Origin of the sequence: Marinobacter lutaoensis (assembly GCF_001981305.1) — a bacterium.
GTDB classification, from domain to species: Bacteria; Pseudomonadota; Gammaproteobacteria; order Pseudomonadales; family Oleiphilaceae; genus Marinobacter; species Marinobacter lutaoensis.
On the sequence record NZ_MSCW01000003.1, the window covers coordinates 118,136 to 144,892 of the forward strand.

General features: G+C 61.1%; 27 protein-coding genes. 22 read left to right on the forward strand and 5 right to left on the reverse strand.

The features are described from left to right. Positions 1-32 precede the first annotated feature (32 nt). From ribBA to BTO32_RS04485, 5 genes are read left to right on the forward strand one after another with little or no spacing between them, the layout of a single operon-like run. Positions 33-1,148 (forward strand): bifunctional 3,4-dihydroxy-2-butanone-4-phosphate synthase/GTP cyclohydrolase II, encoded by a 1,116-nt coding sequence (ribBA, locus tag BTO32_RS04465; RefSeq protein WP_076723256.1) that lies wholly within the window; start codon positions 33-35, stop codon positions 1,146-1,148. 46 nt (positions 1,149-1,194) lie between these two features. After that, positions 1,195-1,671, forward strand: coding sequence for a 6,7-dimethyl-8-ribityllumazine synthase (gene ribH, locus BTO32_RS04470; protein ID WP_076723257.1), 477 nt, complete (start codon positions 1,195-1,197; stop codon positions 1,669-1,671). After that, positions 1,671-2,147 (forward strand): transcription antitermination factor NusB, encoded by a 477-nt coding sequence (gene nusB, locus BTO32_RS04475; protein WP_076723258.1) that lies wholly within the window; start codon positions 1,671-1,673, stop codon positions 2,145-2,147. Before ribH ends, nusB begins: the two co-directional genes overlap by 1 nt. A 3-nt stretch (positions 2,148-2,150) precedes the next feature. Further along, positions 2,151-3,107, forward strand: coding sequence for a thiamine-phosphate kinase (gene thiL / locus BTO32_RS04480; protein WP_076723259.1), 957 nt, complete (start codon positions 2,151-2,153; stop codon positions 3,105-3,107). After that, a complete protein-coding gene (locus BTO32_RS04485; protein WP_076723260.1) occupies positions 3,104-3,631 on the forward strand; it encodes a phosphatidylglycerophosphatase A family protein in 528 nt (175 codons plus the stop codon). The genes thiL and BTO32_RS04485 overlap by 4 nt, the downstream gene beginning before the upstream one ends. A 5-nt stretch (positions 3,632-3,636) precedes the next feature. On the opposite strand, the gene BTO32_RS04490 is transcribed toward BTO32_RS04485, so the two are convergent. Next, positions 3,637-3,849: a DUF6316 family protein gene (locus BTO32_RS04490; protein WP_076723261.1), complete on the reverse strand. Its 213-nt coding sequence runs from the start codon at positions 3,847-3,849 to the stop codon at positions 3,637-3,639. 254 nt (positions 3,850-4,103) lie between these two features. Between BTO32_RS04490 and BTO32_RS04495 the strand changes: the two genes are divergently transcribed. Further along, positions 4,104-4,754 carry a DUF2057 family protein gene (locus BTO32_RS04495; RefSeq protein ID WP_076723262.1) on the forward strand — a complete coding sequence of 217 codons (651 nt, stop codon included), beginning with the start codon at positions 4,104-4,106 and terminating at the stop codon, positions 4,752-4,754. Here BTO32_RS04495 and BTO32_RS04500 read toward each other — a convergent pair. Together BTO32_RS04500 and BTO32_RS04505 are read right to left on the reverse strand one after the other, a co-directional pair. After that, complete coding sequence (locus BTO32_RS04500; protein ID WP_084206780.1) at positions 4,687-6,195, reverse strand: WS/DGAT/MGAT family O-acyltransferase; 1,509 nt, start codon at positions 6,193-6,195, stop codon at positions 4,687-4,689. The two genes, BTO32_RS04495 and BTO32_RS04500, sit on opposite strands and share 68 nt — an antisense overlap. A gap of 93 nt (positions 6,196-6,288) precedes the next feature. Beyond that, positions 6,289-7,224: a LysR family transcriptional regulator gene (locus BTO32_RS04505; protein ID WP_076723263.1), complete on the reverse strand. Its 936-nt coding sequence runs from the start codon at positions 7,222-7,224 to the stop codon at positions 6,289-6,291. Between the two features lie 98 nt (positions 7,225-7,322). Between BTO32_RS04505 and BTO32_RS04510 the strand changes: the two genes are divergently transcribed. Next, positions 7,323-8,309: a glutathione S-transferase family protein gene (locus BTO32_RS04510; RefSeq protein WP_076723264.1), complete on the forward strand. Its 987-nt coding sequence runs from the start codon at positions 7,323-7,325 to the stop codon at positions 8,307-8,309. A 12-nt stretch (positions 8,310-8,321) separates the two neighbouring features. Here the strand turns inward: BTO32_RS04510 and ispB are convergent, their stop codons facing one another. Continuing rightward, a complete protein-coding gene (gene ispB / locus BTO32_RS04515) occupies positions 8,322-9,290 on the reverse strand; it encodes an octaprenyl diphosphate synthase (RefSeq protein ID WP_076723265.1) in 969 nt (322 codons plus the stop codon). A gap of 229 nt (positions 9,291-9,519) precedes the next feature. Between ispB and rplU the strand changes: the two genes are divergently transcribed. The 4 genes from rplU (at position 9,520) to proB (ending at position 12,626) form a co-directional block, all read left to right on the forward strand. Beyond that, positions 9,520-9,831 carry a 50S ribosomal protein L21 gene (gene rplU, locus BTO32_RS04520; RefSeq protein ID WP_076723266.1) on the forward strand — a complete coding sequence of 104 codons (312 nt, stop codon included), beginning with the start codon at positions 9,520-9,522 and terminating at the stop codon, positions 9,829-9,831. A gap of 34 nt (positions 9,832-9,865) precedes the next feature. After that, the gene (rpmA, locus tag BTO32_RS04525) at positions 9,866-10,126 is read left to right on the forward strand and encodes a 50S ribosomal protein L27 (RefSeq protein ID WP_076723267.1); all 261 of its coding nucleotides are present in this window, start codon (positions 9,866-9,868) and stop codon (positions 10,124-10,126) included. 142 nt (positions 10,127-10,268) lie between these two features. Then, positions 10,269-11,465, forward strand: a complete 1,197-nt coding sequence (gene cgtA / locus BTO32_RS04530; RefSeq protein ID WP_076723268.1) for an Obg family GTPase CgtA — start codon at positions 10,269-10,271, stop codon at positions 11,463-11,465. A 36-nt stretch (positions 11,466-11,501) separates the two neighbouring features. Beyond that, positions 11,502-12,626: a glutamate 5-kinase gene (gene proB / locus BTO32_RS04535; RefSeq protein ID WP_076723269.1), complete on the forward strand. Its 1,125-nt coding sequence runs from the start codon at positions 11,502-11,504 to the stop codon at positions 12,624-12,626. A gap of 67 nt (positions 12,627-12,693) precedes the next feature. Here the strand turns inward: proB and rpsT are convergent, their stop codons facing one another. Further along, a complete protein-coding gene (rpsT, locus tag BTO32_RS04540; RefSeq protein WP_076723270.1) occupies positions 12,694-12,963 on the reverse strand; it encodes a 30S ribosomal protein S20 in 270 nt (89 codons plus the stop codon). Between the two features lie 265 nt (positions 12,964-13,228). Between rpsT and murJ the strand changes: the two genes are divergently transcribed. The 11 genes from murJ to BTO32_RS17555 all read left to right on the forward strand — a co-directional run bounded on the left by murJ (position 13,229) and on the right by BTO32_RS17555 (position 26,733). After that, complete coding sequence (gene murJ / locus BTO32_RS04545) at positions 13,229-14,812, forward strand: murein biosynthesis integral membrane protein MurJ (protein ID WP_076723271.1); 1,584 nt, start codon at positions 13,229-13,231, stop codon at positions 14,810-14,812. Between the two features lie 90 nt (positions 14,813-14,902). Next, complete coding sequence (gene ribF, locus BTO32_RS04550; RefSeq protein WP_076723272.1) at positions 14,903-15,874, forward strand: bifunctional riboflavin kinase/FAD synthetase; 972 nt, start codon at positions 14,903-14,905, stop codon at positions 15,872-15,874. A gap of 64 nt (positions 15,875-15,938) precedes the next feature. Next, positions 15,939-18,758, forward strand: coding sequence for an isoleucine--tRNA ligase (ileS, locus tag BTO32_RS04555; protein WP_076723273.1), 2,820 nt, complete (start codon positions 15,939-15,941; stop codon positions 18,756-18,758). Beyond that, positions 18,758-19,288: a signal peptidase II gene (gene lspA, locus BTO32_RS04560; protein ID WP_076723274.1), complete on the forward strand. Its 531-nt coding sequence runs from the start codon at positions 18,758-18,760 to the stop codon at positions 19,286-19,288. The genes ileS and lspA overlap by 1 nt, the downstream gene beginning before the upstream one ends. After that, on the forward strand, positions 19,285-19,737 hold the full coding sequence (locus BTO32_RS04565) for an FKBP-type peptidyl-prolyl cis-trans isomerase (RefSeq protein ID WP_076723275.1): 453 nt from the start codon (positions 19,285-19,287) through the stop codon (positions 19,735-19,737). Before lspA ends, BTO32_RS04565 begins: the two co-directional genes overlap by 4 nt. 2 nt (positions 19,738-19,739) lie before the next feature. After that, complete coding sequence (gene ispH, locus BTO32_RS04570; RefSeq protein WP_076723276.1) at positions 19,740-20,693, forward strand: 4-hydroxy-3-methylbut-2-enyl diphosphate reductase; 954 nt, start codon at positions 19,740-19,742, stop codon at positions 20,691-20,693. Between the two features lie 159 nt (positions 20,694-20,852). Then, on the forward strand, positions 20,853-21,314 hold the full coding sequence (locus tag BTO32_RS04575; protein ID WP_076723277.1) for a GspH/FimT family pseudopilin: 462 nt from the start codon (positions 20,853-20,855) through the stop codon (positions 21,312-21,314). Between the two features lie 16 nt (positions 21,315-21,330). Next, positions 21,331-21,726, forward strand: coding sequence for a type IV pilus modification protein PilV (gene pilV / locus BTO32_RS04580; RefSeq protein ID WP_076723278.1), 396 nt, complete (start codon positions 21,331-21,333; stop codon positions 21,724-21,726). 29 nt (positions 21,727-21,755) lie between these two features. Then, positions 21,756-22,811: a PilW family protein gene (locus BTO32_RS04585; RefSeq protein WP_076723279.1), complete on the forward strand. Its 1,056-nt coding sequence runs from the start codon at positions 21,756-21,758 to the stop codon at positions 22,809-22,811. A gap of 8 nt (positions 22,812-22,819) precedes the next feature. Beyond that, positions 22,820-23,380 (forward strand): pilus assembly PilX family protein, encoded by a 561-nt coding sequence (locus BTO32_RS04590; RefSeq protein WP_076723280.1) that lies wholly within the window; start codon positions 22,820-22,822, stop codon positions 23,378-23,380. Continuing rightward, positions 23,377-26,733, forward strand: coding sequence for a pilus assembly protein (locus tag BTO32_RS17555; protein WP_084206783.1), 3,357 nt, complete (start codon positions 23,377-23,379; stop codon positions 26,731-26,733). The genes BTO32_RS04590 and BTO32_RS17555 overlap by 4 nt, the downstream gene beginning before the upstream one ends. Positions 26,734-26,757: the final 24 nt, after the last annotated feature.

Sequence of the window (26,757 nt, forward strand, 5' to 3'; positions counted from 1 at the left end):
ATTGCCACCCGGGCGCGAGGGTGCAACACGGTATGGCACTGAACAGTATTGAAGAGATCATCGAAGATATCCGCCAGGGTAGGATGGTCATCCTGATGGATGACGAGGACCGCGAGAACGAGGGAGACCTGGTCATGGCGGCCGAACACTGTACGCCGGAGGCCATCAATTTCATGGCCAAGTTCGGGCGTGGCCTGATCTGTATGCCCATGACCCGCGAGCGCTGCGAGCAACTGGGGCTGCCTCTGATGGTGCAGCAGAACGCCTCCGGTTTTGGCACCAAGTTCACCCTGTCGATCGAGGCGCGTGAAGGCGTGACGACCGGCATTTCCGCCGCCGACCGGGCCCGTACCGTGCAGGCCGCGGTGGCCAAGGACGCCAAGCCGTCCGATCTGGTCCAGCCGGGCCATATTTTCCCGCTCATGGCGGATCCGGGCGGCGTGCTCAGCCGAGCCGGCCACACCGAGGCTGCCTGTGATCTCGCGGCGCTGGCCGGATGCGAGCCGGCGGGGGTCATCTGCGAGGTGATGAACGACGATGGCTCGATGGCGCGCCGGGAAGACCTGGAGCGGTTCGCGGAGCAGCATGGCCTGAAGATCGGGACCATCGCCGACCTGATCCACTACCGGACCACCAACGAGCGGACCATCGAGCTGTTGGATGAGAACGAGCTCGACACTGAATATGGCGTATTCTCGCTCCGCACCTATCGGGATACGATTCAGGGCGGCACTCATCTGGCGATGGTGAAAGGCGATATTTCCGGAGACGAGCCGGTGTTTGTCCGGGTGCACATCACCGACACCCTGCGTGATCTGCTGGGTGCGCGTCGCAAGGATTCCCCCAGCTGGCCGCTGCACCACGCACTCGCGAAGGTTGCAGCGGAGGGCAAGGGCGTTGTGGTCCTGCTCAACAGCGCCGAGGACAGCCACAACCTGGAAGACCGGATCCATGAGTTCTTCGACCGGGGCACCAAGCCTGCGGCGAAGGGCAGTGCCGGTGTGTATTTCACGGTGGGTACCGGCTCCCAGATTCTGCGTGACCTGGGGGTCCGCAAGATGCGTTTGCTGAGCCCGCCCGTCAAGTTTTCAGCCATTTCCGGATTCGACCTGGAAGTGGTGGAGTACGTACCCTTTTCCCCTGAATGAACAACCCGGTTGCCGGTGTTCCCGGACAGCCCGTGAAGGAGCCAGCATGGCAAATATCAAAGTGATTGAAGGTGATTTTACCCAGTGCAGTGGCCGTTACGCTCTGGTGGTGGGCCGCTTCAACGGCTTCGTGGTGGAACGTTTGGTTGAGGGCGCGGTGGACACCCTGCGCCGTCACGGCATCTCCGAGGACGATATTGTGATCGTCCGGGTGCCGGGAGCCTATGAGATGCCGCTGGCGGTCAAGCGCGTTGCCGAGACCGGGGACTATGACGCGATCATTGCCCTGGGGGCGGTGATCCGTGGCGGTACCCCACATTTCGAATACGTCGCGGGCGAGGCCTCCAGCGGCCTGGGCGCAGTGAGCCTGGACACCAACGTGCCGGTCACCTTTGGCGTGCTGACGGTGGACTCGATCGAGCAGGCGATCGAACGTTCCGGTACTAAGGCCGGCAATAAGGGCGCGGAAGCCGCCCTCACTGCATTGGAAATGGTCAGCCTGTTCAAGACACTGGGTGAGTGATGAGTACGACCGACGATACCAGTCCCAAGCCTGCCTCTTCCGGACAGCCCAAGGCAGGCGATCGGCGCCGTGCCCGCGTGCTGGCGATGCAGGGGCTATACCAGCGCCATTTCAGCAAGAGCGCCATCTCAGACATCGAAGCCGAGTTCATGGTCGACAACGACATGAGCAAGGTGGACCTGCTGTACTTCCGTGACCTGCTCCGGGGAGTGCACCGGGAGCAGGGCGAGCTGGATGCCTTGCTGGGGCCGGTCCTCGACCGGCCGATCGAGGAAGTCGATCCGATTGAATTGGCCATCGTTCGGTTGGGGGCCTACGAACTGAAGCACCGCCTGGATGTGCCCTACCGGGTTGTAATCAATGAGGGCATCGAGCTGGCCAAGCGCTTTGGCGGCACCGATGGCCACAAGTTCGTCAACAGTGTCCTGGACAAATTGAGCCGCCGCCTTCGTCTGGCCGAGACTCGTCCCCGCTGAGCCATGGGCGAGTTTGACCTGATCCGCCGGTACTTCGATCCGGTGGCCCGAGAACAGGGCCACCCGGATCTGCGACTGGCCCTGGGGGATGACTGCGCCATCCTGCGGGTGCCGCCGGGACGGGATCTGGTATTTTCCATGGACACCCTGGTCGAGGGTGTCCACTTCCCCCGTGCCTATCCCGCTGAACGCCTCGCCTGGCGTGCCCTGGCGGCGGCCGCCAGTGATCTGGCGGCCATGGGCGCCGATCCGGTCTGTTTCACCCTGGCACTGACAATCCCCCGGTCCGAAGAGCGCTGGTTGGCGGCGTTTGCCCAGGGCCTGTCCGAGGCGGCCCGGTCGTTTGGGCTGGCGCTGGCGGGCGGTGATACCACGCGGGGGCCCCTGACGGTGACCCTGCAGGTGCAGGGTACCGTTCCCCAGGACCAGGCGCTCAGGCGCGACGGCGCGGCCGTTGGCGACCTGATTGTGGTGTCCGGAACCCTGGGCGATGCGGCGGCGGCCTTGGCCTATCTCGACGAACGCTCGCCGTCGGAGGATGCGCGGGCGCTGCTGGCCCGGTACCACCGTCCCGTGCCCCGGTTGGCGCTTGGGCAGGCCCTGCGCGGTATCGCGTCGGCCGCCATCGATGTGTCCGACGGTCTGGGGGCGGACCTCCAGCATCTGCTGTCACGTTCAGGTGTTGGCGCCTGCCTTGACCTGTCCCAACTGCCGTTGTCGCCGGCGCTGCGACGCTGCCGGGGTCCCGAGGCCTCGCATCTGGCCTGGTGCGGTGGCGATGATTACGAGTTGTGCGTGACCCTTCCAGAAACCGGCTGGCACCGGTTGGCGCCGGCCGTCCGGGCGCAGTTGACGCCGATCGGGCGGGTCGAGTCCAAACCGGGGCTTCGGTTTCAGGAGGGCACTCCGGAGCCGGATGGCTCGGCGGGGTTTGATCACTTCAGGAGTGAGGACGGATGAGTCACGAGGATGACTTTCAGGAACCGGAGCTGCCACAGGCGCTGTTGCCGCCTGGCTTCCTGAAGGATCCGGTTCACCTGCTTGCCTTCGGACTGGGTAGCGGTGCCATGGCTCGTGCGCCGGGAACCTGGGGCAGCCTGGCGGCGATTCCGGTCTGGTACCTGTTTGCGTGGGTGCCTGGCCCGGTGTATTGGGGGGGGGTGCTGGTGGCCTTCCTGGTGGGGATATGGCTGTGTGGCCGGACCGCCAGCGATCTGAAGGTGCATGACCACTCGGGCATCGTGTGGGACGAGTTCGTTGGCATGTGGGTGGCGCTGGGCCTGTTCCCGGACACGATATACGGGGTTCTGGTGGCCTTCGCGCTGTTCCGCCTGTTCGATATCGTCAAGCCCTGGCCGATCGGGTGGCTGGACCGGCGTTTGCCCGGAGGCCTGGGCATCATGGTGGACGACGTGCTGGCGGGCGTCATGGCCTTGGTGTGCCTGCTGGCGATCGACCGCTGGTTGATGCCGGTGGTGCTCTAGGCGGCTCAATGCAGCTGGGGTTCCTCGGGTTGCTCGGGCAGCATGCGGACCACGTGCAGAAAGCGTTTCAGGCCGATTTCCGCTCGCTCCCGCGAGGCAAAGGGGCCGCTGTCGAAGCCCTCACGGGTGGTGAAATACCACTTGCCGCCCACACAGAAAAATCGGCTGCTGCGAAAAGGTACGGGGCCTTCTTCTCCAGCGCGTCGCTGAGTGTCCATGGTGTCTCCTGAGCCCACTTATGATTTTTTGCTTTTCGGGCAGCGCGTTGATTAAGCCGATTGTTTAAAATTAATCCAATCGTGGGCGAATTCAACATTTTTTTACATTTTTCCAGCCGAATGCCGCAAAAAAGGGCGGGCCGGAGGCGCCGACGCGGTTACGGCCCGCCTTGCGCCCAGGAAGCACGCCGGTCAGAATGCCTCGGTTGAACGCGAATCCGAAAACCTTCCTAACTTTTCGACGAGGAGTTTACATGACACTTTCCCATGTTACCGGTTGGTGCCGGCCCCTGTTGGCGGGTGTGCTGGTGCTGATGCTTTCGGCCTGTGCATCATCGGTGTCCCGGGTGGAGACCTGGCAGGGAAATCCGGCGGCGGCTTCGGAAGCGGCCGTGCTGAAAGCACCGGGCGAGATCCAGGTGAAGAATGTCAACGGTCGCAGCATGACCAATTTCCTGATCGACGATCTGGATCTGGACTATGCACTGCTGCCGGGCGAGAACCAGGTGGTGTTCACCTACAAGACCATCTGGGCCAACCCGGGGGTGGTCGAAAATGGGGAGTCGAAGGTCTTTACCGTTGAAAGCGACCCTCAGGTCGTGCGCTTTGACGCGCGTCCAAACGCCGTCTATCACTTCGAGTTTGACAAGCCCGCCACCCGGCCCGAGGCGGAGGCCATGATGCCGACCTTCAGCGCGACCCTAGTGGACGCCCAGGGGCAGGTGGTTGCCACTTCCAACCGGTGGACGCCGACCGCGGGGACGGCTGCTCGTACGCCGCTGCCGGCTCTGGGTGAAACCGCATCCGAGAGTGCCGATGGTTCCACCCTGGAGCGGCTCAAGGCTGTTTGGGCGACCGCCTCCGACGAGGAAAAACGCGCCTTCCTGCGCTGGGCGTTTGAATAGCCTCGGGCGTTGCTCCGTCCTCCGGAGGGCAGTGGCGAGCCTGGCTCTCAATGGCATCCAGGCTTGCGCTGACATGGTCGCTGAGTGAGGCTCCGTCGGCAACGACATCGGGGCACAGCGTGAAGTTCAGGGTCAGCGTGCCCTGATAGCTGACCGCCACCACCACCAGTCCCAGGCTGTCGAACAGGGGCGCACTGTTGTACTGCCGGACCAGCCGGGCGCCCTGTAAATACAGGGGCACCTGGGGCCCGGGGACATTGGTGATGGGCAAGTTGAACAGCGGCTGATAGCGCTGAGCCACCTGGAGTTCGGAGTAGAGCCGGGCGGAAAGCGCGAGCAGGGTGGAGGGCAGCAGTTCTGTCAGGCGGTCGGCCGCGATCGCCTCGCGATAGGGTTCGCTGGCCACGGCATTGCGGTGGATGTGCCGGATCCGCCGGGCCGGGTCCGGTTCGTCGGTGGCCAGGTCCAGCAGCATCGCGGACATCTGGTTACCGGTGGCGCGCCGAAGGCTGCTGGAGCGAACGGAAATGGGGGTCATTGCCACCAGCGGGCGCACGGGCGTGGCCCCTTGGGCCTTCAGGTAGCGGCGCAGGGTTTCCGCGCAAAGGCCCAGCACCACATCATTCAGAGTGACATCGCCGAGCTCGGCCTTGATGCGCTTGAGGCGGGCCAACTCAATTCGTGTCGCTACGATTTCGCGCCGGCGCGTGACGTGGCGATTGAACGGGCTGGTGGGTGCGGAGAACAGCGGTACCGGCCAGGGCAGCCTGCGCAGATAGCGCTGTACCAGGCCCTTCGTCGTGGCTTCCGTGGCCCGGGCGGCGAGAGCTGTCAGCGTCAAGGGCGCCTTGATCAGCTGGGCCCCCGCCTGCAATAGCACCCGCTCCCGTGACGGTTCTGGGTGAGGGCGCCAGGGGCGTGGCGCCGGTATGGGCGCGGGCTCCGGAAGGTATTCCAGCAACAGCCCCATGATTTCCTCGCCACTGAACGCGTCGATGGCGGCGTGATGCAGTTTGACAATCAGCGCGAAGGCGGCTTTGTCCTGACCGCTGCCCTCCAGCCGAAAACCGTCGACGAAGGTGATGTGCCAGAGTGGCCGGTCCCGTTTCAGGGGTGTTTCCAGAATCTTGGCCGCCAGGGCCATGAGGCTGGCCTCTCGCCCCTGATCACCGAGATTCACGTAGGCGAGGTGGCGCTCAATGCTGAACTCCGGGTCATCGACCCAGTAAGGGCGCCCCAGTTGCCAGGGCATGTCCCGCAACCGTTGCCGGAACAGGGGCACCACGTGCAGCCGGCTGCGCAGATAGGCGACGAAGGTGCTGAACGCCAGGGGGGCGTCCCGGTCGCTGGCATCGAACAGGTAGATACCGCCGATGTGCATAGGCGTGGTGTCCGATTCCAGATACAGGAACGACGCATCCAGTTCCGAGAGCTGCCGCATGGTCTAACTCCTTCCGGCACGGTTTTCGGCAGTATAAACCAGCGTCGGCCAGTCCTGGTTGACCCACTGGCCATTCCCGGAAGCGGCTTCCGGTCAGGGGGCCTCTGGAGGGCTGGCCTGCGGCGCCAACCAATCCCGAAGGGCGGGGTCCTGTTGCAGCCGCTCCCAGAACCAAGTGAGGGCATTGCCCTGATCTTCGGCACGTCGGGCCAGGTGCAGTACGATGGGCTGGCGGGGGTCCTGTACGGCTTTCTCCACCAAGCGACCACTCCGGAGCTGCTCCCGAATCCGGGGTCTGGGCAGCCAGCCGACGCCCAGGCCCGCCTCCTGAACCGCGATTTTCTGATCGATGTTGCTGACAGTCAGGGTTCGCTGGCGGCGGAAGATACCCGCGTTGCCCGGGGGCAGGGCGCGGGAGGTGTCGGCGGCGACGGCCGCGGGGTATTGGGCGATGAGCTCCTCCGATAAGGGCTCGGTGGCGAGGGCGAGCGGATGCCCGGGTGCGACCGCGAAGATGAAGTCGATTTCTCCCAGAGTCCGGGTACTGAAACTGCCAGCTGGCTTGCTGAAATGGTCGGCGCCGACGATCAGATCCACCCGGCGGCTTTGCAGGGCATCCCAGGCCCCGGCAAACACCTCCTCGACGATCTGGACGTCGACGGGCACGCCCAGCTGCTGGAAGTCACGGATGGCCGGGAACAGGCAGGTGGCAGGCATCAGGGAGTTGAAGCCGATGCGCAGCCGGGTTTCCCAGCCCTGGGCCACTTGTCGGGTGGCGTGGGCGAGATTCTCCGCGGCTTCCAGCAGTGCCCGTCCTTCCTCCAGCAGGTAGCGGCCTGCCGGTGTCAGTACCGCCCGGTGTCCACTGCGGTCGAAGATCCGGGTATCGAGGTCCTCTTCCAGTTTCTGCACGGTGTAGCTGATGGCCGAGGGCACCCGGAACAGCTCGGCGGCGGCGCCGGCGAAGCTGCCTCTGCGGTCGATGGCGTCCAGGACTTTCAAGGCATCGAGGGATAGGGCGGTGTGCATGTTCAAATTTACTGAGGTTGTTGGCCAGAAATGCTTGTTTGAGAGGGTAGCAGGCTCGAACGTATTCTTCTCTACAAATTGTTTGTCAGGAGAATGCGATGGGATTGCTGATCGAGGGCCAGTGGCACGACCAGTGGTATGACACCGACAAGACCGGTGGCCGCTTCGAGCGGGAAAAGGCCCGGTTCCGGCACTGGGTCACCCCTGGCGGTTCGCCCGGTCCTAGTGGTCAGGGCGGTTTCCCGGCTGAAAGTGGCCGCTATCACCTGTATGTGTCCATGGCCTGTCCCTGGGCGCACCGGACCCTGATTGTCCGTGCGCTGAAGGGGCTGGCGCCGCATATTTCGGTGTCGGTGGTGCACCCGGACATGTTGGAGAATGGTTGGGAATTCCGGCCGGACGATGAACGGTACCGGGACCATCTCCATAATCACCGTTTTCTGCATCAGGTCTACACCCGGGCGGTGCCGGACTACAGCGGGCGGGTGACGGTGCCAGTGCTGTGGGACCGGCGGCGGGACACCATCGTCAGCAACGAATCGGCGGAGATCATCCGGATGTTCAACAGCGCCTTTGACGGGCTGGCGGGTGTCCGGTCGGATCTCGATATCTACCCGGAACCGTTGCGAGCGGAAATCGAGCGGATCAACCAGCGTGTTTATGACACCGTCAACAACGGGGTGTACAAGGCGGGATTCGCCACCGTTCAGGACCAGTATGCCCGGGCGTACCATGCCCTGTTCGAGACTCTGGACTGGCTGGAGGCGCGTTTGTCGGACCGGCGTTACCTGGTGGGGCGGCAGCCGACCGAGGCGGACTGGCGGCTGTTCACCACCCTGATTCGGTTTGATGCCGTTTACTACAGTCACTTCAAGTGCAACCGCCAGCGGCTGGCGGATTTTCCGGTATTGTCCGCCTATCTGAGGGATTTGTACCAGACGCCGGGGGTGCGGGAAACCGTGTCGATCGGGCAGATCAAGCGGCATTACTACGTCAGCCAGCGCACCATCAACCCGACCCAGATCGTGCCTGAGGGGCCCCAACTGGACTTCGAGGCCGCTCACGGCAGGGAAACGCTGGTGTGAACCGATCCGCCCTCAGCTGGCTCGGGCAACGGCCACCCGGGTCAGTTCGAGCAGGGCTGTCTTGTGTTCTGAGTCGGGGAGGGTAGCGAGCCGCTGCCTTGCCTGTTCTGCCTGTTCCCGGGCCCGGTTCATGGTGTATTCGATGGCGCCGGAGCGGGATACGATCTCCAGAATCTCCGGCAGCGCCTCGAGGCCGCCCTTGCGGATCGCCTGGCGGATCAGCCGGCGTTCCGCTTCGGCGCCGTGCGCCATGGCGTGAATCAGGGGCAGGGTGGTTTTACCCTCAGCGAGGTCATCGCCCACGTTCTTGCCCATGGTCTCGGCATCGCCTTGGTAGTCAAGGACATCATCCACCAGTTGGAACGCCAGCCCCAGGTGCTTGCCGTAGTCTTTCAATCCGGCGGCCTGCTCCGGGCTGGCGCCGGCCAGCAGGGCACCGGTGTGCGAGGCGGCCTCAAACAGCATGGCGGTCTTGTTGTGGATGACCGTCATGTACTGGGCCTCGGTGAGATCCGGATTCTTGACGTTCATCAGCTGCAGGACCTCGCCCTCGGCGATCACGGCGGTGGCGCGGGAGAGCACGTCCATGATCGGCAGGCTTTGCAGCTCCACCATCATCTCGAAGGCGCGGGCATAGAGAAAATCGCCGACCAGCACGCTGGGCGCATTGCCCCACTTGGCATTGGCGGTGCTGCGGCCGCGCCGCATGTCCGAGGTGTCCACGACATCGTCGTGCAGCAGGGTAGCGGTGTGTAAGAACTCGATGACCGCGGCCAGTTTGAGGTGGTCGTCACGGTCGTAGCCGAGGGCCCGGGTGGTCAACAGCACCAGCAGTGGGCGCAGGCGCTTGCCGCCGCTTTCAATGATGTATTCGGCGATTTTCTGGACCAGGGGAACGTTGGAGGAAAGCCGCTGGAGGATCAGGTCATTCACGCGGCTGAAGTCATCCGCCACGGTGTCATAAATGCGCTGGGCTGTCATGCGGCTCGGGTGTCCTTGCGGGTCTCATGGTTGATAATTCGGACAGGTCGCGGCAATGCTAGGTATTGCTGCGGAGAGTGTCAACTTGGCTTGTGTTGCGCGGCCGGTTTTCGTACAATCACGCGCCCAACTCATCCCAACCTGCGCTCCCTGCTATAGGGTCGCCAGAGTGCTTCCCTTAGAACCAGGTGGATAAGAGCAGGGATGGGTCAATCGCGGAGACTAGTCAATGTACGCAGTAATCGTTAGCGGTGGAAAGCAGCACCGCGTCAAAGAAGGTGAAACCCTGAAGCTGGAAAAGCTGGAGGTTGAAACCGGCGCCACTGTCGAGTTCGATCGTGTCCTGCTGGTGGCCGATGGTGACAATGTCAAGGTCGGTGCTCCGGTTGTTGACGGTGCGAAGGTTACCGCTGAGGTGGTGAGCCACGGTCGCCACGACAAGGTGCAGATCATCAAGTTCCGTCGTCGCAAGCACCACATGAAGCGTCAGGGCCACCGTCAGTGGTTCACTGAAGTCAAGATCACGGGTATCCAGGGCTGAGCCCCGGAGCGACCCCTAGAGAAGGAGGCTGGTAATGGCTCATAAAAAGGCAGCAGGTAGTACCCGTAACGGTCGCGACTCAGAGTCGAAACGACTTGGCGTGAAGCGTTTCGGTGGTCAGGCCGTCACGGCAGGTAGCATCATCGTGCGTCAGCGTGGCACCAAGTTCCACGCCGGCAGCAACGTGGGCATTGGCAAGGATCACACCCTGTTCGCGAAAGTGGACGGGCAGGTGAAGTTCGAAACCAAAGGCCCGCAGAACCGCAAGTTCGTGAGCATCGTGCCGGCGGCCTGAGCCGCGGCGATCCGGTTCTTGTAACCTCGGGCAGGGCCGGCTTCCTGGTCATACTGGAAGTCGGCCCTGCCCCGGAGCCCCGCAAAGCTTCCCAGAGGCTGCGGGGCTTTTTGGTTTATGCGCGACGCGCAAAGGGTTGATCATGAAATTTGTCGATGAAGCCACCATTATCGTGGAAGCCGGGAAGGGCGGTCATGGCTGTCTGAGCTTCCGGCGTGAGAAGTATGTTCCCAAGGGCGGGCCCGATGGCGGGGACGGCGGGGACGGTGGCTCCGTCTATCTGGAAGCGGACGGCTCGCTGAATACCCTGATTGACTATCGCTACCAGCGTAAGTTCAAGGCCCAGAACGGCGAGCCGGGTGCGGGCCGGAACTGTACCGGCACCAAGGGTGAGGATCTGGTACTGCCGGTGCCGGTCGGGACCACCGTGGTCGACATGGATACCCATGAAGTGCTGGGTGACCTGACACGGCCCGGGCAGCGGTTGAAGGTGGCCCAAGGCGGGTTCCACGGCCTGGGCAACACCCGCTTCAAGTCCTCGGTGAATCGGGCACCAAGGCAAACCACCAAAGGCTCCGAGGGCGAGATCCGCAACCTGCGCCTTGAGCTCAAGGTGCTGGCGGACGTCGGTTTGCTGGGTATGCCCAACGCCGGCAAGTCTACCTTTATCCGCTCGGTCTCCGCCGCGCGCCCGAAGGTGGCGGACTATCCGTTCACCACGCTGGTGCCGAATCTGGGGGTGGTCAGTGTCCAGGCGCACCAGAGCTTCGTGATTGCGGATATTCCCGGTCTGATTGAGGGTGCCGCTGAAGGTGCGGGCCTGGGCATCCGGTTTCTCAAACATCTGGTCCGCACCCGCCTGTTGCTGCATCTGGTGGATGTGGCACCTTACGACGGCTCTTCGCCGGTGGCCGCGGTACGGGCCATCGAGCATGAACTGGAGAAGTTCAGCGAGACCCTGGCCAACCGGCCGCGCTGGCTGGTGCTGAACAAGGTCGACATGCTGCCGGAAGCGGAGCGCGAGGCGCACTGCCAGGCCATCGTCGATAAGCTGGGCTGGACCGGTCCGGTGTTCCGGATTTCCGCGCTCAGTGGCGAGGGCACGCGACCACTGGTGCAGGCTGTCATGCGCTGGATCGAGGCTCGCGCCGAAGAGGAAGCGCAGAATCCGGAGGCTGCCGAGGCGGAAGCCGAGCGCCGTCGTCGCATGGATGAGGAGGCGCGGGCGAAGCTCGAGGCGGACCGGCAAGCGCGCCGAGCGGCCCGCCACGGGGATGACGACGATGATGACTTCGATGACGACGATTACGATGTCGAGGTGGTCTACGCCCCCGAGTGAACCGATACCTGAAACCACGGAAGTGATTGGCTGACCATGAATAAACGCCCGCAGTTGCGCCAGGCGCGCCGCCTGGTTGTGAAAATCGGAAGTGCCCTGCTGACCAATGATGGGCGGGGCTTGGACGAGGCCGCCCTGGGGCAGTGGGTGGACCAGATGGCGGGCCTGATCGCCGATGGGGTGGAGTTGGTGGTGGTGTCGTCCGGAGCCGTGGCGGTGGGGATGAGCCGCCTGGGCTGGAGTCGGCGGCCGGATCAGCTGCACGAACTGCAGGCCGCCGCAGCCGTGGGGCAGATGGGGTTGGTTCAGTCGTGGGAGGCCCAGTTCAAGCGGCATGGTATTCACACGGCGCAGATTCTGCTGACCCATGATGATCTGTCCGACCGCAAACGGTACCTGAATGGGCGCAGTACGCTGCGGGCCCTGCTGGATGTGGGGGTGGTGCCCATCGTCAATGAGAACGACACGGTGGTCACGGACGAGATCCGCTTTGGTGACAACGATACCCTGGCCGCCCTGGTCACCAATCTGGTGGAGGCGGATGGTCTGATCATTCTGACCGACCAGCTTGGGTTGTTCGATAAGGATCCGCGCCGTCATGCCGATGCCACGCTGGTCACGGAGTGCCGGGCCAGCGACCGGACGTTGGATGCGATGGCCAGCGGCGGTGCCGGGGTGCTCGGCCGTGGCGGTATGCAGACCAAACTGCGGGCGGCCCGCCTGGCGGCCCGTTCCGGCGCGTTTACCGTCATCGCTGGAGGGCGCATCGAAGCCGTGCTGGCCCGGCTTCGCCAGGGTGAGGTCGTGGGGACGCTGTTGCTGCCCGAGCAGGGGCGGGAAGCTGCTCGGAAGCAGTGGATTGCCGGTCATCTGCAGACCCGAGGGACCTTGACGCTGGATGCGGGGGCGGTGCGGGTGCTTTGCCGGGGTGGTCGCAGTCTGCTGCCGGTGGGCGTCAAGGCTGTGGCCGGTCGCTTTCGCCGGGGGGAAATGGTGTCCTGCGTTGATGAAAGTGGTCGCGAGGTGGCCCGGGGGTTGGTGAACTACGATGCCGATGAGGCGAGGGCGATTGCCGGGCGTTCCAGTGACCGGATCGCCGAAGTGCTTGGGTATGTCTCTGACGAGGAGATGATTCACCGGGACAACCTGGTCATCCTGTGACCCCTCCCGGGTTCCGTCAGGGCACAAAAAAACCGGCTCGGAAGCCGGTTTTTTTTGCGCGCGTGGATCAGGCGTTTTTCAGTGCCTTGATCTTGGCGTTCAGGCGGCTCTTATGGCGAGCCACCTTGTTCTTGGCGAAGATGCCCTTGTTGACCATGCTGTCCAGGATCGGCTGAGCCTTCTGGAAGGCCGCAACGGCTTCATCGTAGTTGCCGGCGTTGATCTTGGCTTGAACTTTCTTGATGTAGGTGCGCGCCATGGAACGCAGGCTGGCGTTGTGCTTGCGGTTCTTCTCGTTCTGACGAGCGCGCTTTTTGGCTTGCGGGGAATTTGCCACCGTAAAACTCCTGAAAATCTGAAATTCGTTACTGAAAGATCTTTCGTGAATTCCTGATGAATTCGTACATCGCGGGCGCGCCAAAAACCAGCGCGTCGAAATAAATGACGCGGAACTATGCCGCCGAATGCCTGAGATGTCAAGCCTAAAGCCGGCGTCATGCACCCAGCCCTGTCGCCTGTGCTAAACTCGCCGCTCGCTGCCGGGGCTGTCGCCGAGTGCGTAGTTTCCGGTATCTCTGAGTTGCCAGTTGGGTCGTTGCTGCATGTCGTCGGAATCGCAAGCGTCGCCTCCGGAATCAAACGCCACCGCCCGTGCTCCGGGTTTGCTCCGGTCATCCGGCGTGGTGGGGCTCATGACCCTGTTGTCGCGGGTGCTGGGCCTGGTTCGGGACATGGTCATTGCCCGGTACTTCGGTGCCGGTGCCGGGGCGGATGCCTTCTTTGTGGCGTTCAAAATTCCCAATTTTCTGCGTCGACTGTTCGCGGAGGGGGCCTTTTCCCAGGCTTTCGTACCGGTGCTGTCCTCTTATCGGGAGCGTCGGGGGGCCGGTGAGGTCAAGGGGCTGGTGGATGCGGTGGCCGGCTCCCTGGGACTGGTGCTGCTGGGCGTGACCCTGGTGGCCATGCTGGGATCGCCGCTGCTGACGGCGGTGTTCGCACCGGGGTTTCTGGACGATGGGCCAAAGTACGCCCTGACCAGCGACATGCTGCGCATCACCTTCCCCTATCTGTTGTTGATTTCCCTGACCGCGTTCGCCGGTGGCATCCTGAACAGCTACGATCGGTTCGCCGTGCCCGCCTTCACGCCGGTGCTGCTTAACTTATCGATGATCGGTGCCGCTATTCTGCTGTCGCCGCTGATGACCGAACCGGTGATGGCGCTGGCCTGGGGGGTATTGCTCGCCGGAGCCCTGCAGCTGTTTTTCCAGCTGCCGTTTCTGATGCGCCTGGGGTTGCTGCCTCGTCCCCGGGTGGACTATCGCCACGACGGTGTGCGTCGGATTCTGAAGCTGATGGCGCCGGCCCTGTTCGGCGTTTCGGTCAGTCAGATCAACCTGCTGCTGGACACGGTGCTGGCCTCGTTCCTGCAGACGGGCAGTGTGTCCTGGCTTTACTACTCGGACCGGCTGTCGGAACTGCCGCTGGGGGTGTTCGGTATCGCCATCGCGACGGTGATCCTGCCCAGTCTGTCGCGCAAGCATGCGGCAGCGTCCGCCGAGCAGTTCGCGGCGACCTTGGACTGGGCCGTGCGCGCGGTGCTGCTGATTGGCCTGCCCGCGTCGCTGGCGTTGGTGCTGTTGGCCGAACCGCTGATTACCACGATTTTCCACTATGGCCAGGTGACGGACCGGGATGTTGTGATGTCGGCATGGAGTCTTCGGGCCTACGCCGTCGGCCTGCTGGCCTTCATGCTGATCAAAGTTCTGGCGCCGGGCTTTTTCGCGCGGCAGGATACTGCGACGCCGGTCCGGATCGGGGTGATTGCCATGGTGGCCAACATGGTGTTCAACCTGGCGCTGATTGTGCCGCTGGCCCATGCCGGGCTCGCCCTGGCCACGTCATTGTCGGCTTGGCTCAATGGCATCCTGCTGTGGCGGGGGTTGCGCCGGGAAGGGGCTTGGCGCAGTCAGCCGGGCTGGCTGGTGTATCTGGCGCGGCTGGCGTTCGCCAACGCGGTGCTGGCCGGGGTGGTTCTGGGGTTGGCGGCACCGGCGCCCGACTGGCTGGCCATGACCGGCGTCGAGCGGGCGCAGGCGATGGTGGTGTTGGTATTTGGCGGCGCCGTGGCTTACTTCCTGGCGCTTGCGCTGGCCGGGGTCCGGGTAAGACATTTCCGCCAGAGGTAGGGTATAATCGCGCGTTTTCTCACCAGCGCTCCCGCCCGTTTCCGGCCGGGGCGCGTTAAAGCCCGCTGGCAATAGTTAGGTTCGCACGGCATGCGTTTGATCCGAGGTCTGACCAACCTGAAGCGTCTCTCCCGTCAGGCCGATTCACCCCTTGCGCGGGGGTGTGTGGCCACCATCGGTAACTTTGATGGGGTGCACCTGGGACACAAGACCATCATCGCGCAGGTCCGGGACAAGGCCAGGGCCCTGGGGGTGCCGTCGGTGGTGATGATCTTCGAGCCCCAGCCCCGTGAGTTTTTCCAGGGTGAGCTGGCGCCTCCCAGGCTGATGGAGTTCCGGCAGAAGTTCGAGGCGCTGCTTGCCGAGGGCATCGATATGGTGCTGTGCCTGCGCTTCAACGAGTCGTTTCGGCGCTATTCCGCCATGCGTTACATCAATGAGGTGCTGCTGGAAGGGCTGAACGTTCGGCACTTGGTGGTGGGAGATGACTTCCGTTTCGGGTGTGACCGCGCCGGCGACTTTGAGCTGCTGCGCAAGGTGGGGGCCGACGCCGGCTTCACCGTGGAAAACACCCGTACCGTGACGGTCGACGGGGAGCGTGTCAGCAGCACCCGGGTGCGCAGCCTTCTGACCGTCAACGGCCTGGAGCAGGCCGAGGTGTTGCTGGGGCACCCGTACCGGATCCGTGGGCGGGTGGTGTATGGCCGGCAGCTCGGGCGCGACATCGGGGCGCCGACCGCCAATATCCTGTTGCACCGTATGCCGGCCCTGCGGGGAGTGTACGTGGTGTCGGCCGAGCTGGACGACGGCCGGGTTTTCGACGGCGTGGCCAATATCGGGGTACGCCCGACGGTGGATGGCCACCGGCCATCACTGGAAGTGCACCTGTTTGATTTTGCTGGCACACTTTATGGCCAGCACCTGGCCGTGGTGTTCCGTCACGGTCTGCGGGAGGAAAAGAAGTTTGACTCCATCGCGGCGCTCAAGGCGCAGATCGCCCGGGATCTGGACGATGCAAGGGCCTGGGTTTGCCGCCATGGCTCGGCCCGGAACCGTCACTGAGCTCGCCGCCGCGGCACCGCCAGTATACTGACCAACACTGACCACAAGAGTACGCACAGAGACCATGAGCGACTACAAGCATACCCTGAATCTGCCGGAAACCGCCTTTCCCATGCGCGGTAACCTGGCCAAGCGCGAGCCGGAGATGCTCAAGCGCTGGCAGGCGCTGGATGTCTACGGCAACCTCCGCAAGCAACGGGCGGGTCGGGACAAGTTCATCCTGCACGATGGCCCTCCCTACGCCAATGGCAGCATTCATATCGGTCATGCGGTCAACAAGATTCTCAAGGACATGATCGTCAAATCCCGCAGTTTCATGGGCTTTGACGCGCCTTATGTCCCCGGTTGGGACTGCCACGGCCTGCCGATCGAACACAAGGTGGAGCAGGAAATCGGCAAAGCCGGCGTCAAGGTGGACTATAAGACCTTCCGGCAAGCCTGTCGTGATTACGCCGCCCGCCAGGTGGAAGGCCAGAAGGCCGACTTCATCCGTCTCGGGGTGATGGGTGACTGGGGCAACCCCTACCTGACCATGGACCCGAAGGTGGAGGCTGGGATTGTCCGGGCGCTGGGCAAGATCGTGGCGAAGGGGCATCTGGTGCGCGGATATAAGCCCGTCTACTGGAGTGTGGTGGGTCAGTCGGCCCTGGCCGAGGCCGAGGTGGAGTATCAGGACAAGACGTCCACCCAGATCGATGTGCGCTTCACCGTGACCGATCCAGAGCGGGTGCTGGCGGTGTTCGGTACCGATCAGGGGCAGGGGGATATCGCCATCGTGATCTGGACCACCACGCCCTGGACCATTCCGGCGAATCAGGCGGTGGCAGTGAACGGAGACCTGGAATATGCCCTGGTGCAGGTGGATGCCGGTCAGGGCCCGGAGCGGATGATTCTGGCGGCCGACATGGTGGACGGCATCATGGCCCGCTGGGAGGTGACCGCCTTCGAGGTGCTGGCCCGGGTGCGGGGGGCAGCCCTGGAGCACCTGTTGCTGCAGCACCCGTTCTATGACAAGCAGGTGCCGGTCATTCTCGGGGATCATGTGTCCACCGATGCCGGTACCGGTGCCGTTCATACCGCGCCGGACCACGGCATGGAAGACTTCGAGGCGGGTCAGGCCTATGGCATCGGTACCCTTAACCTGGTTCAGGCCGACGGTACCTACACCTCCGCCGCCGGCGAGTTCGCCGGCCTCCATGTGTACAAGGCGGACGAGCCGGTGTGTGCGGCCCTGGCCCGTGAAGGCAAGCTGGTGCGCAGGGCGACATTCACGCACAGCTATCCACACTGTTGGCGGACCAAGACGCCGCTGATCTACCGGGCCACGCCGCAGTGGTTCATCAGCATGGACAAACACCACCTGCGGGCCGACGCGCTGGAGGCCATCAAGGGCGTACGCTGGGTACCGGCCTGGGGACAGAACCGGATCGAGGCCATGTTCGAACAGAGCCCGGACTGGTGCATCTCGCGTCAGCGTACCTGGGGGGTGCCCATCACCCTGTTCGTGCACAAGGAAACCCAGGCCCTGCACCCGGATACTCAGGCCCTGATCGGGAAGGTCGCCGAGCGCATCGAAACCGGCGGCATCGATGCCTGGTACGAGCTGGATGCCCGTGAACTGCTGGGCGACGAAGCCGATCAGTACGAGAAGGTGCTGGACACCCTGGATGTCTGGTTCGACTCCGGTGTAACCCATGACTCGGTATTGAGGGTGCGACCGGAGCTGGGCCAGTTCCCTGCCGACCTGTATCTGGAAGGCTCGGATCAGCACCGGGGCTGGTTCCAGTCCTCCCTGAAGACCTCGATTGCCATGAACGGGGTGGCGCCTTACCGCCAGGTTCTCACCCACGGTTTCACGGTGGATGGCAAGGGCCGCAAGATGTCCAAGTCCCTGGGCAATGTGATCGCGCCCCAGGAAGTGATGAACGAACTGGGGGCCGACATTTTGCGCCTGTGGGTCGCGGCCACCGACTACAGCGGCGAGATGACCGTATCCAAGGACATCCTGCGCCAGACCGCGGATGGCTACCGGCGCATTCGCAATACCGCCCGCTTCCTGCTCAGCAACCTCAACGGTTTTGATCCGGAACAGCACATGGTGGCGCCGGAGGCAATGATCGCTCTGGATCGGTGGATCGTTGATCGGACCCTCCAGCTGCAGGAGGAACTGACGGAGGACTATGGTAACTACGCTTTCCTGCGGATTTACCAGAAGATCTACAACTTCTGCGAGGCCACCCTGGGCGGCTTCTACCTCGACATCATCAAGGACCGGCAGTACACCACCCGGGCGGACAGCCTGGCCCGCCGTTCCTGTCAGACCGCCATGTATCACGTCATCGAGGCGCTGGTACGCTGGATCGCTCCGATCCTCAGCTTCACCGCCGATGAAATCTGGCAACACATGCCCGGTTCCCGGGGCGAAACCGTGTTCTATGAAACTTGGTACGAGGGGCTTGTAGCCCTGCCGGATGATGCCGAAATGGGGCGCGATGATTGGCGTGATATCCAGAAAGTCAAGGAAGCGGTCAACAAGTGCCTGGAAGACGCCCGCGGCCGGGGGGAGGTCAAGGGCTCTCTGAGTGCCGAGGTCACCTTGTACTGCGAGGGCGAGCTGGCGGCGCGCCTGCAGCGCCTCGGTGACGAGCTGCGTTTCGTGTTGATCACCTCCGAGGCGACCGTGCGCCCGGTTGCCGAAGCCGAGGGCGCGGAGCAGACCGCGGTTGAGGGGCTGCTGGTCAAGGTGGTGCCGACCCGCCATGCCAAGTGCGAGCGTTGCTGGCACCATCGGGAGGATGTTGGGCATCACCAGCGCTACCCGGACCTGTGCGGTCGTTGCGTCAGCAACGTTGAAGGCCCGGGCGAACAGCGCGTGTTTGCCTGATGGACCGGACTATGACGGACAAAACGGTGGGCACCCAGCTGAAGTGGCTTTGGCTGGCGGTGCTGGTGCTGGCCATCGACCTTGGCACCAAGGCGCTGGCCAGCACCCTGCTGGTGTACGGGCAGCCGGTGCCGGTGATGCCCATGTTCAACCTCACGCTGCTACACAACACAGGGGCGGCTTTTAGCTTTCTGGCCGAGGCTGCTGGCTGGCAGCGCTGGTTTTTCGTCGTTCTGGCACTTCTGGTCAGCGTCTTTCTGATCGGGTGGCTACGGCGGCTGAAGCCCCGCGAGACCTGGACGGCCATTGCCATCGCCCTGATTCTCGGGGGCGCTCTGGGTAATGTTCATGATCGCGTCATGCATGGCTATGTTGTGGACTTTTTGCACTTTTACTGGCGTGACTGGCATTTCCCGGCCTTCAACCTGGCCGATACCGCCATCACGCTGGGCGCGGCCATGATGATTCTTGATGTTTTTCGCAAGCCCGCCCCGGGCGGGAATGCCAACAGGAGTGACAAACCCTCATGAACGACCTGCCGGTAGATAAGGGAACCCGCGTAACCCTGCATTTTGCTTTGCGGATCCAGGGGGGTGAAGTGGTGGACTCCACGTTCGACAAGGACGCGCCCAGTCTGGAAATCGGTGACGGCAACCTGCCGGAGAACTTTGAAGCCTACCTGATGGGCATGAAGGCCGGCGACCGCAAGACCGTGGTGGTTCCGCCGGAGAAAGGCTTCGGCCAGCACAATCCCAGCAATATTCAAACCTTCAAGCGACACGATTTCAGTGCTGATATGGTGCTTGAGCCCGGTGTCGTGGTCTCGTTCGCCGATGCCCGGCAGCAGGAGCTTCCGGGCGTGGTGACCCGGGTCGAGGGGGACGAGGTGGACGTGGACTTCAATCACCCGCTGGCGGGGCGTACACTGGAGTTCGAAGTGGCAATCCTGGACGTTGAACCCGTTGGAACGGCGCACTGACTATGCAAATTCGACTCGCTAACCCCCGTGGCTTCTGTGCCGGCGTGGACCGTGCCATCGAAATCGTCAACCGGGCCCTGGATGTGTTTGGCGCGCCGATCTATGTGCGCCATGAAGTGGTCCACAACAAGTTCGTGGTGGACAATCTGCGCCGACGGGGGGCCGTTTTTGTCGACGAGCTCGACGAGGTGCCGGACGGCACCCTGGTGATTTTCAGCGCCCATGGTGTCTCTCAGGCGGTCAAGCAGGAAGCCGCGCGGCGGGGGCTCAAGGTGTTTGATGCCACCTGTCCCCTGGTGACCAAGGTGCACATGGAAGTGATGCGCTACAGCCGCGAGGGGCGTGAGTGCATCCTGATCGGTCACCATGGTCACCCTGAGGTGGAAGGGACCATGGGCCAGTACGATCGCAGCCAGGGGGGGGAGATTTACCTGGTGGAGAACGAGGATGACGTGGCCCGGTTGCAGGTGAGGGACCCCAGCCGCCTGTCTTATGTAACCCAGACCACGCTATCGATGGATGATACCGCCCGTGTCATCGACGCCCTTCGGGCCCGCTTCCCCCGGATCAAAGGGCCGCGCAAAGACGACATCTGTTACGCCACCCAGAACCGTCAGGATGCCGTCAAGCAGCTGGCCGGTGACTGCGACCTGATGCTGGTGGTAGGGTCGCCCAACAGCTCCAACTCCAACCGCCTGCGTGAGCTGGCCGAACGGATGGGCACACCGGCCTACCTGATCGACGAGGCCGCCCAGATCGACCCGGCATGGCTCGAAGGGACGCAGGTTGTCGGTGTCACCGCCGGTGCCTCCGCGCCTGAAGTTCTGGTCAACGAGGTGGTGGCTCGCCTGCGCGAACTCGGTGGCGAGGAGCCGCAGGAAGTGTCTGGCCGGGAGGAAAATATCGTTTTCTCCATGCCCAGGGAATTGCGAATTGATGTGGTGAATGTAAGCTGAGCTATACAGGCCAGATCGCCCGGTTATGTGAACTGCTTTCCATTCTGACAATACATCCTGCCGCTTGTCCTGCCTCCGGAACCATTTGTCCGGAAGGAATCGTCGTACGTGTCTGATCTGTTCTAACATTCCCATAACTGAACAGGATGACAACTAACGATGTCTGGCAAATCTGTATCCGGTTTTACGCTTATTGAGCTTCTGGTGCTGATCGCCGTGCTTGCGGTGGTGGCCACCATTGCGGTGCCCGGCTTTTCCCGACTTATTCAAAGCAACCAGCTGACCGTAACCGCGAATGATCTGATTGGTGCTCTTAATCTGGCGCGCTCGGAAGCGATCCGGAGGGGGGGCTCCGTATCCGTCGAACCTATAGGTTCCTTTACGGAGGGCTATCAGATCACTGATGCTGATGGCAATACCCTGAACAGTTTTGACGGAGCCAGGGGTGATTTTTTTATCGCTCTCAGCCAGGGCAACAATCCCAGGTTTTCGGCAACCGGCATGCTGCGGGGATCCAATGCGGCGGAGTTTGTTGTCTGCCGGGTTTCCGGTGAGGACGGGGTTGAAATTTCGATTACAGCAGGCGGGCAGATTCGCTCGGAGCGGATCACATGTCCCTAGTACAAGGTGCAGTCGTATGACAGGCAGGAACAGGCAGAAGTTCTATCAGGCCGGCTTCACAATGATCGAGGTTCTTGTTGCGGTGCTTGTGCTCGCTATCGGGCTTCTCGGAGTGGCCGGTGTTCAGCTCGTGTCCATGCAGCAGACAACCAACTCTGCTCTCAAGTCGGAGGCGACCATGTATGTCCAGAGTGTCGCGGAAAGGCTGCGTTCAAATGGTGGGGATAATCTTTCTGCCACTGACAAGGCGGCACTGGAAGCGATGATATCGGCGGATCTTGGTGCAGAAGCTGAGCTTGATGTGGATGTTAACGGAGATGAAGCTACGATCGAACTTACCTGGGATGAGCGAGATCCGTTTGCAGACGATGGAATGAGTCAGCAGTCACTGACCCTGAATGTGAGGTTGTAGTCATGCGTGTTGACTCAAGGTTGCCTGGAATGAGGGTTCAGTCAGGGTTGTCCCTGGTTGAACTGATGATTGCGTTGTTGCTGGGGACGCTCCTTAGTATCGGCCTGGTTCAAGTCTTTACTTCCAATAGTCAGTCATTTCGAACAAACGAGGCTTCAGCTAGAGCGCAGGAGTCTGGCCGGATTGCCATGGATATCCTGGCTCGCGCTCTACGCAATTCCGGTTTTTTTGGGTGCTTCCCGGTGCAGGGTGTGACCAATAATCTGGATGAAACGGACCCTGAGTTTGATCGTGAACTGCATGGTTTTGAGGTTCTCGGCGTTTCGGCTATCGATGATGCGTCCTACAGTGAGCGCCCTTCAGGATCTATAGCCGGAACTGATTTTTTGCGGGTTACCGCTGTACGCCGCCCGGGTGAAACCATCAGGCTTGCAGCTGATGTAAGTGACACAACGGATATCCGTCTGACAGATGCCGGTAACCTGCAGGCGGGTGACTTTCTGTATCTGTCCAATTGTGAGCGGGGCGACATATTCCAGATTTCCAGCCTGGCAACGGTGGGCAGTGAGGTGAAGGTAACGGCGGATAACGCCAATGGCAGCTCCGGAAATCCCGGGAATGACCTGTCAGCCAATGCACCGGCTGCCTGTACAGCTGCAGGCTCCTGTCTGAGCGGCAGCTATGATACGGGTACGGAAATCTTCCAGCCCTACAGTGAAATTTATTACATCGGTAATTCGGCAGATGGCGGCCGTTCCCTGTTCCTGCGGCAGGCAGACGGCACGGCTGTGGAACTTGTAGCCGGTGTTGAGGATATGGCGGTCCGCTTTGGTGAGGGGACGACTGCAACGGGGGTACAGAGCTGGAGCGAGTCTGATGCAGTTACAGACTGGGATGACGTGCTGGCTGTGGAGGTCAGCCTGCTGGTCGCAGCTCCGAACGATAATGTCCTGGATGGTCCCCAGTCCTATTGTTTCCCGGGCTGGGAGGACTGTGAAGCAGACCCCAGTAAGCTGACAGTGGCTGCCGACGAGCGTATGTACCGGGTATACACCTTTACTTCTGCGATCAGAAATCCGTTTTAGGAGGGGGCATGATCAGAAAACCGACCGATCGTCAGAAGGGGGCTGTGCTTCTGCTTTCCCTGGTAATCCTGCTGGTCCTGACACTGCTCGCTGTATCTGGTATGCAGGGGAGCATCATGCAGGAACGCATGGCAACAGCCCAGCGGGACGGTGTTCAGGCACTGGAAATTGCCGAGACAGCTCTGGCCGAGGCGGAATCGATACTGGATGGGCTTTCGGATCTGTCTGCGTTTGGTTCAACCAACGGTTTTTATGATGGTACGGACCCTGATGTAACCGTACCCTCACCCTTTGATAGCAGCACCTGGTCCGATTCTGATAATTATGTGAAGGGTACAAAGATTAATGGTGTCGAGCCAGCCTTTATCTTCGAGTACAAGGGCAAGGTAACCCTGGACTCGGAAGGTGAACTGCCGCGCGATATGAGTCAGTACAGCTCAAGCGAAACGTCTGATTTCGATTACGCGCGAATTCTGGTCCGGACAACAGGTCCGTCCGGACTGAGCGCCAGAATTCTGGAAGGCTTTTACGTATTTCAGCCCGGTGGGCTAGGAGGAGGGAATCCATGAGATCGTTCAGACCAAGAATCATACTGGCCGTACTGGCACTGATTGTGCCGGTTGCTGGTTATCCCGATCGCCCGGATTTTGCTCAGGAGCCCTTGTTTATCGGCAGTTCCGTGGCGCCGAATCTGATGTTTATTCTGGATGACTCCGGATCCATGGGGTGGGAGTTTATGCCGGATGATTTGAATAGGTATCATGGCATCGGCTGGAACGGTGTTGGATATCGTTATTATTATTCGTCCTATGTCAATAAAATATGGTACAACCCAGACGTAAACTATCTTCCCCCCTGGAAGTCGGATGGTTCCGGTCGTTACCCTGACTCTTTATATACCTCGGCGCCGGAGAATGGCTATAATTCTTCAAGTCAGAAACGAGATCTTAGTAATAATTTTCGTACAAATAATTACACTATAACAAGTGGTGGTTTTTACTTCGAGTTTAATGGGCAGCCTGGTTGTGATGAAAATCCAAGGCAAAACAAATGTTATGATTATGTTTCTGTAAATGATTTGTCCGAGGAAGAGCAGATAAATTTTGCCAACTGGTATTCGTACTATAATACCCGGATGAAAGCCGCGCGGGCAGGTATAAGCTCTGCCTTTTATGATCTGCCCACCAGTTTCCGGCTTGGCTGGGGACGGATCAATCGCGGAAGTCACTCTGTTGATGGTGCAGATGACATCCAGGCTGTTGAAGAAGGTGTCAGAGAATATACCAATGACTGGCGACAGGAGTTTCTGGAATGGCTTTATGATGCTCCCGCCAGTGGCGGCACACCCCTGCGCCGGGCACTGGAAGGTGCCGGAAAATATTATGAGAAAAGCGAGAGGGCCTGGTCTGATAATCCCGGTAGCCGGGTCAGTGATACCAATCCGGTCCGTGAGTGCCGGCAGGCCTACACCATCCTGATGTCCGACGGTTACTACAATGGAAGCAGCCCCGATAACTCGCTCAAAAAGGCGGATGACAAAAATGGCGACCAGATTACCAATAACAGGGGAGATTCTTACCGGTATACGCCGGTTGATCCATTCAAGGATGGATATGATGGGACATCCTTGGCTGATGTGGCCATGTATTACTGGAAAACGGACCTGCGTTCGGATATTGACAACTATGTACCCACTTCGGATTCGGATCCTGCCTTCTGGCAACATATGGTGACCTATACTGTAGGGCTTGGGGTGGCCGGAACCATTGATCCGGATGATGCCTTTGCAGCTATAGATAATGAAACCGCTATTAGCTGGTGGGGTGGTGACAGTAATGAAGACAAGATCAATGATATGTTACATGCAGCGGTTAATGGTCGAGGAGGGTTCTTCAGTGCCTCTGATCCCGATACCTTTGCTGCTGAACTGAAGAAGACCGTGGACGAAATTGTAGCTGAAGCCGGTTCTTCCACGGCGGTTGAATTTGATGTGACCTCCTTCCAAGAAGGGGCAATGATGTTTTCCACCCAGTTTGACCCCAATGGCTGGACGGGCGACCTGAAGGCGGTGGAGCTGGAAGGGGCGGACACTCTGGTAGTTCCTGATATTGACGATGCCATTGCTGCCGGTAATGGCTGGTCTGCCCAGGCGCTTCTGGATAACCGGGATCTGACAACAAACGACCGGGTGATTGTGACCTATAACGGGACAGCCGGCACCGGGTTCCGCTGGGATAACCTGGCCAATACCCAGCAGGATGATCTGCGTTATGGGGGAGTCGGCAATACGGTTGCACAGGAACGCCTGGAATATATCCGCGGTGACCGTTCTCTGGAGGGGACCAGTGGCTGGCGCAAGCGGGGCAGCCGGCTTGGCTCCATTGTCAATTCGTCACCGGAATACGTAGGATCGCCGGATGCGATCTGGCCGGATTCCGATCCTTTCGGCACAGCCTCGGAGCGTTATTCGGATTTTGCTGAATCCAGGGAAAACCGGACTCCGGTTATCTATGTGGGATCCAATGACGGCATGCTGCATGGTTTTGATGCCAGCAAATCAGGAGGAGAAGAGGTGCTGGCCTACATCCCCGGGTTTGTCTACAACTGGGGGGAGGATAATGCCGGGCTTCATTTCCTGACAGACCCTGACTATCAGCACCGTTATTATGTGGATCTCTCCATCCGGCAGGCCGATGTTTATACAAAAGGCAAAACAGTCGATGGCAGTGTCACGGGCGGCAGAGACTGGCGCAGTATCATCGTTGGCGGTGGCCGTGCCGGCGCCAAGGGCATCTTCGCTCTGGATGTTGCCGATCCCTCCGAGTTTTCTGAAGCCAATGCCGGGAAGATCGCCTTGTGGGAGTTTACCGGTAGCGATAATCCGAAAATGGGATATGTTATCCAGGCGCCCATTATCGCCATGACCAAATGGGGCGCCTCGGATATCCGCTGGACGGCCTTTGTGGCCAATGGCTATAACTCGGATACGGCTTCTACCGGTTTCTTCATGCTTGATATCGAAGGCGGTATGGATGGCTCTTGGGACAGTGACGACATTCGCTATATCGAGTTCGAATCCGGGGGGAGCGGGCTTTCCCCGTTGCTGGCACTGGATACCACCGGGGACTATCTGGTTGACCGGGTCTATGCCGGCGATCTGGATGGTAATCTTTGGGTCGCCAGAGTAGATTCGTCTGGCGACTGGGCTTCGGCCTACACTTCCGGCAGTGTGGCGCAGCCCCTGTTCACTGCAGCCAGTAATCAGGCCATCACAGCAGCGCCGGTTGCGGCTTCCAATGATGAGGTTTCTCGTGCCGGCAATACGCCCAACCTGATGGTGTATTTCGGAACCGGCCAGTATCTGGAGTCGGATGATGTCACGTCCACCGATACACAATCTGTCTATGGTGTCTGGGACCGTGGCAGTTTCGGCCTGACACGTAGTAACCTGCAGGGGCGCACCATTAGTACAGGAATCCTGACCGACTCAGACGGTACCACCGCCGCCGTGCGCTATTCAGACGGAGACGCCATTGATTTTGGTTCGGCCAAGGGCTGGTATGTGGATCTGCCAACGTCGGGTGAGCGGGTCACAACCAGCGCTCAGGTTCGCGGTAATTTTGTTTACATCAATACACTGATTCCTGATCAGGATCCGTGTCTGGGCGGGGGCAGTGGTTGGCTGATGGCCTTTGGCCTTGATGGTCGCACTCCGGAAGACAGGGCTTTTCTGTCATTCGAGGATGAGGTGGCTGGATACTTGGTTAACGGCCTGCCGAATGAGTCCACAATTCTTGGAAATTACCGGGTCACCTCCACCAGCAATACGGATGAGCCGGTGGATACCATGGAATTGCCACCATTAAGCGGTGCGGTAACCGATGCTGGCCGGCGGGGCTGGGTTGAGCTGATTGATGAGTAAACATGGTCCGACCAGCCAGGCAGA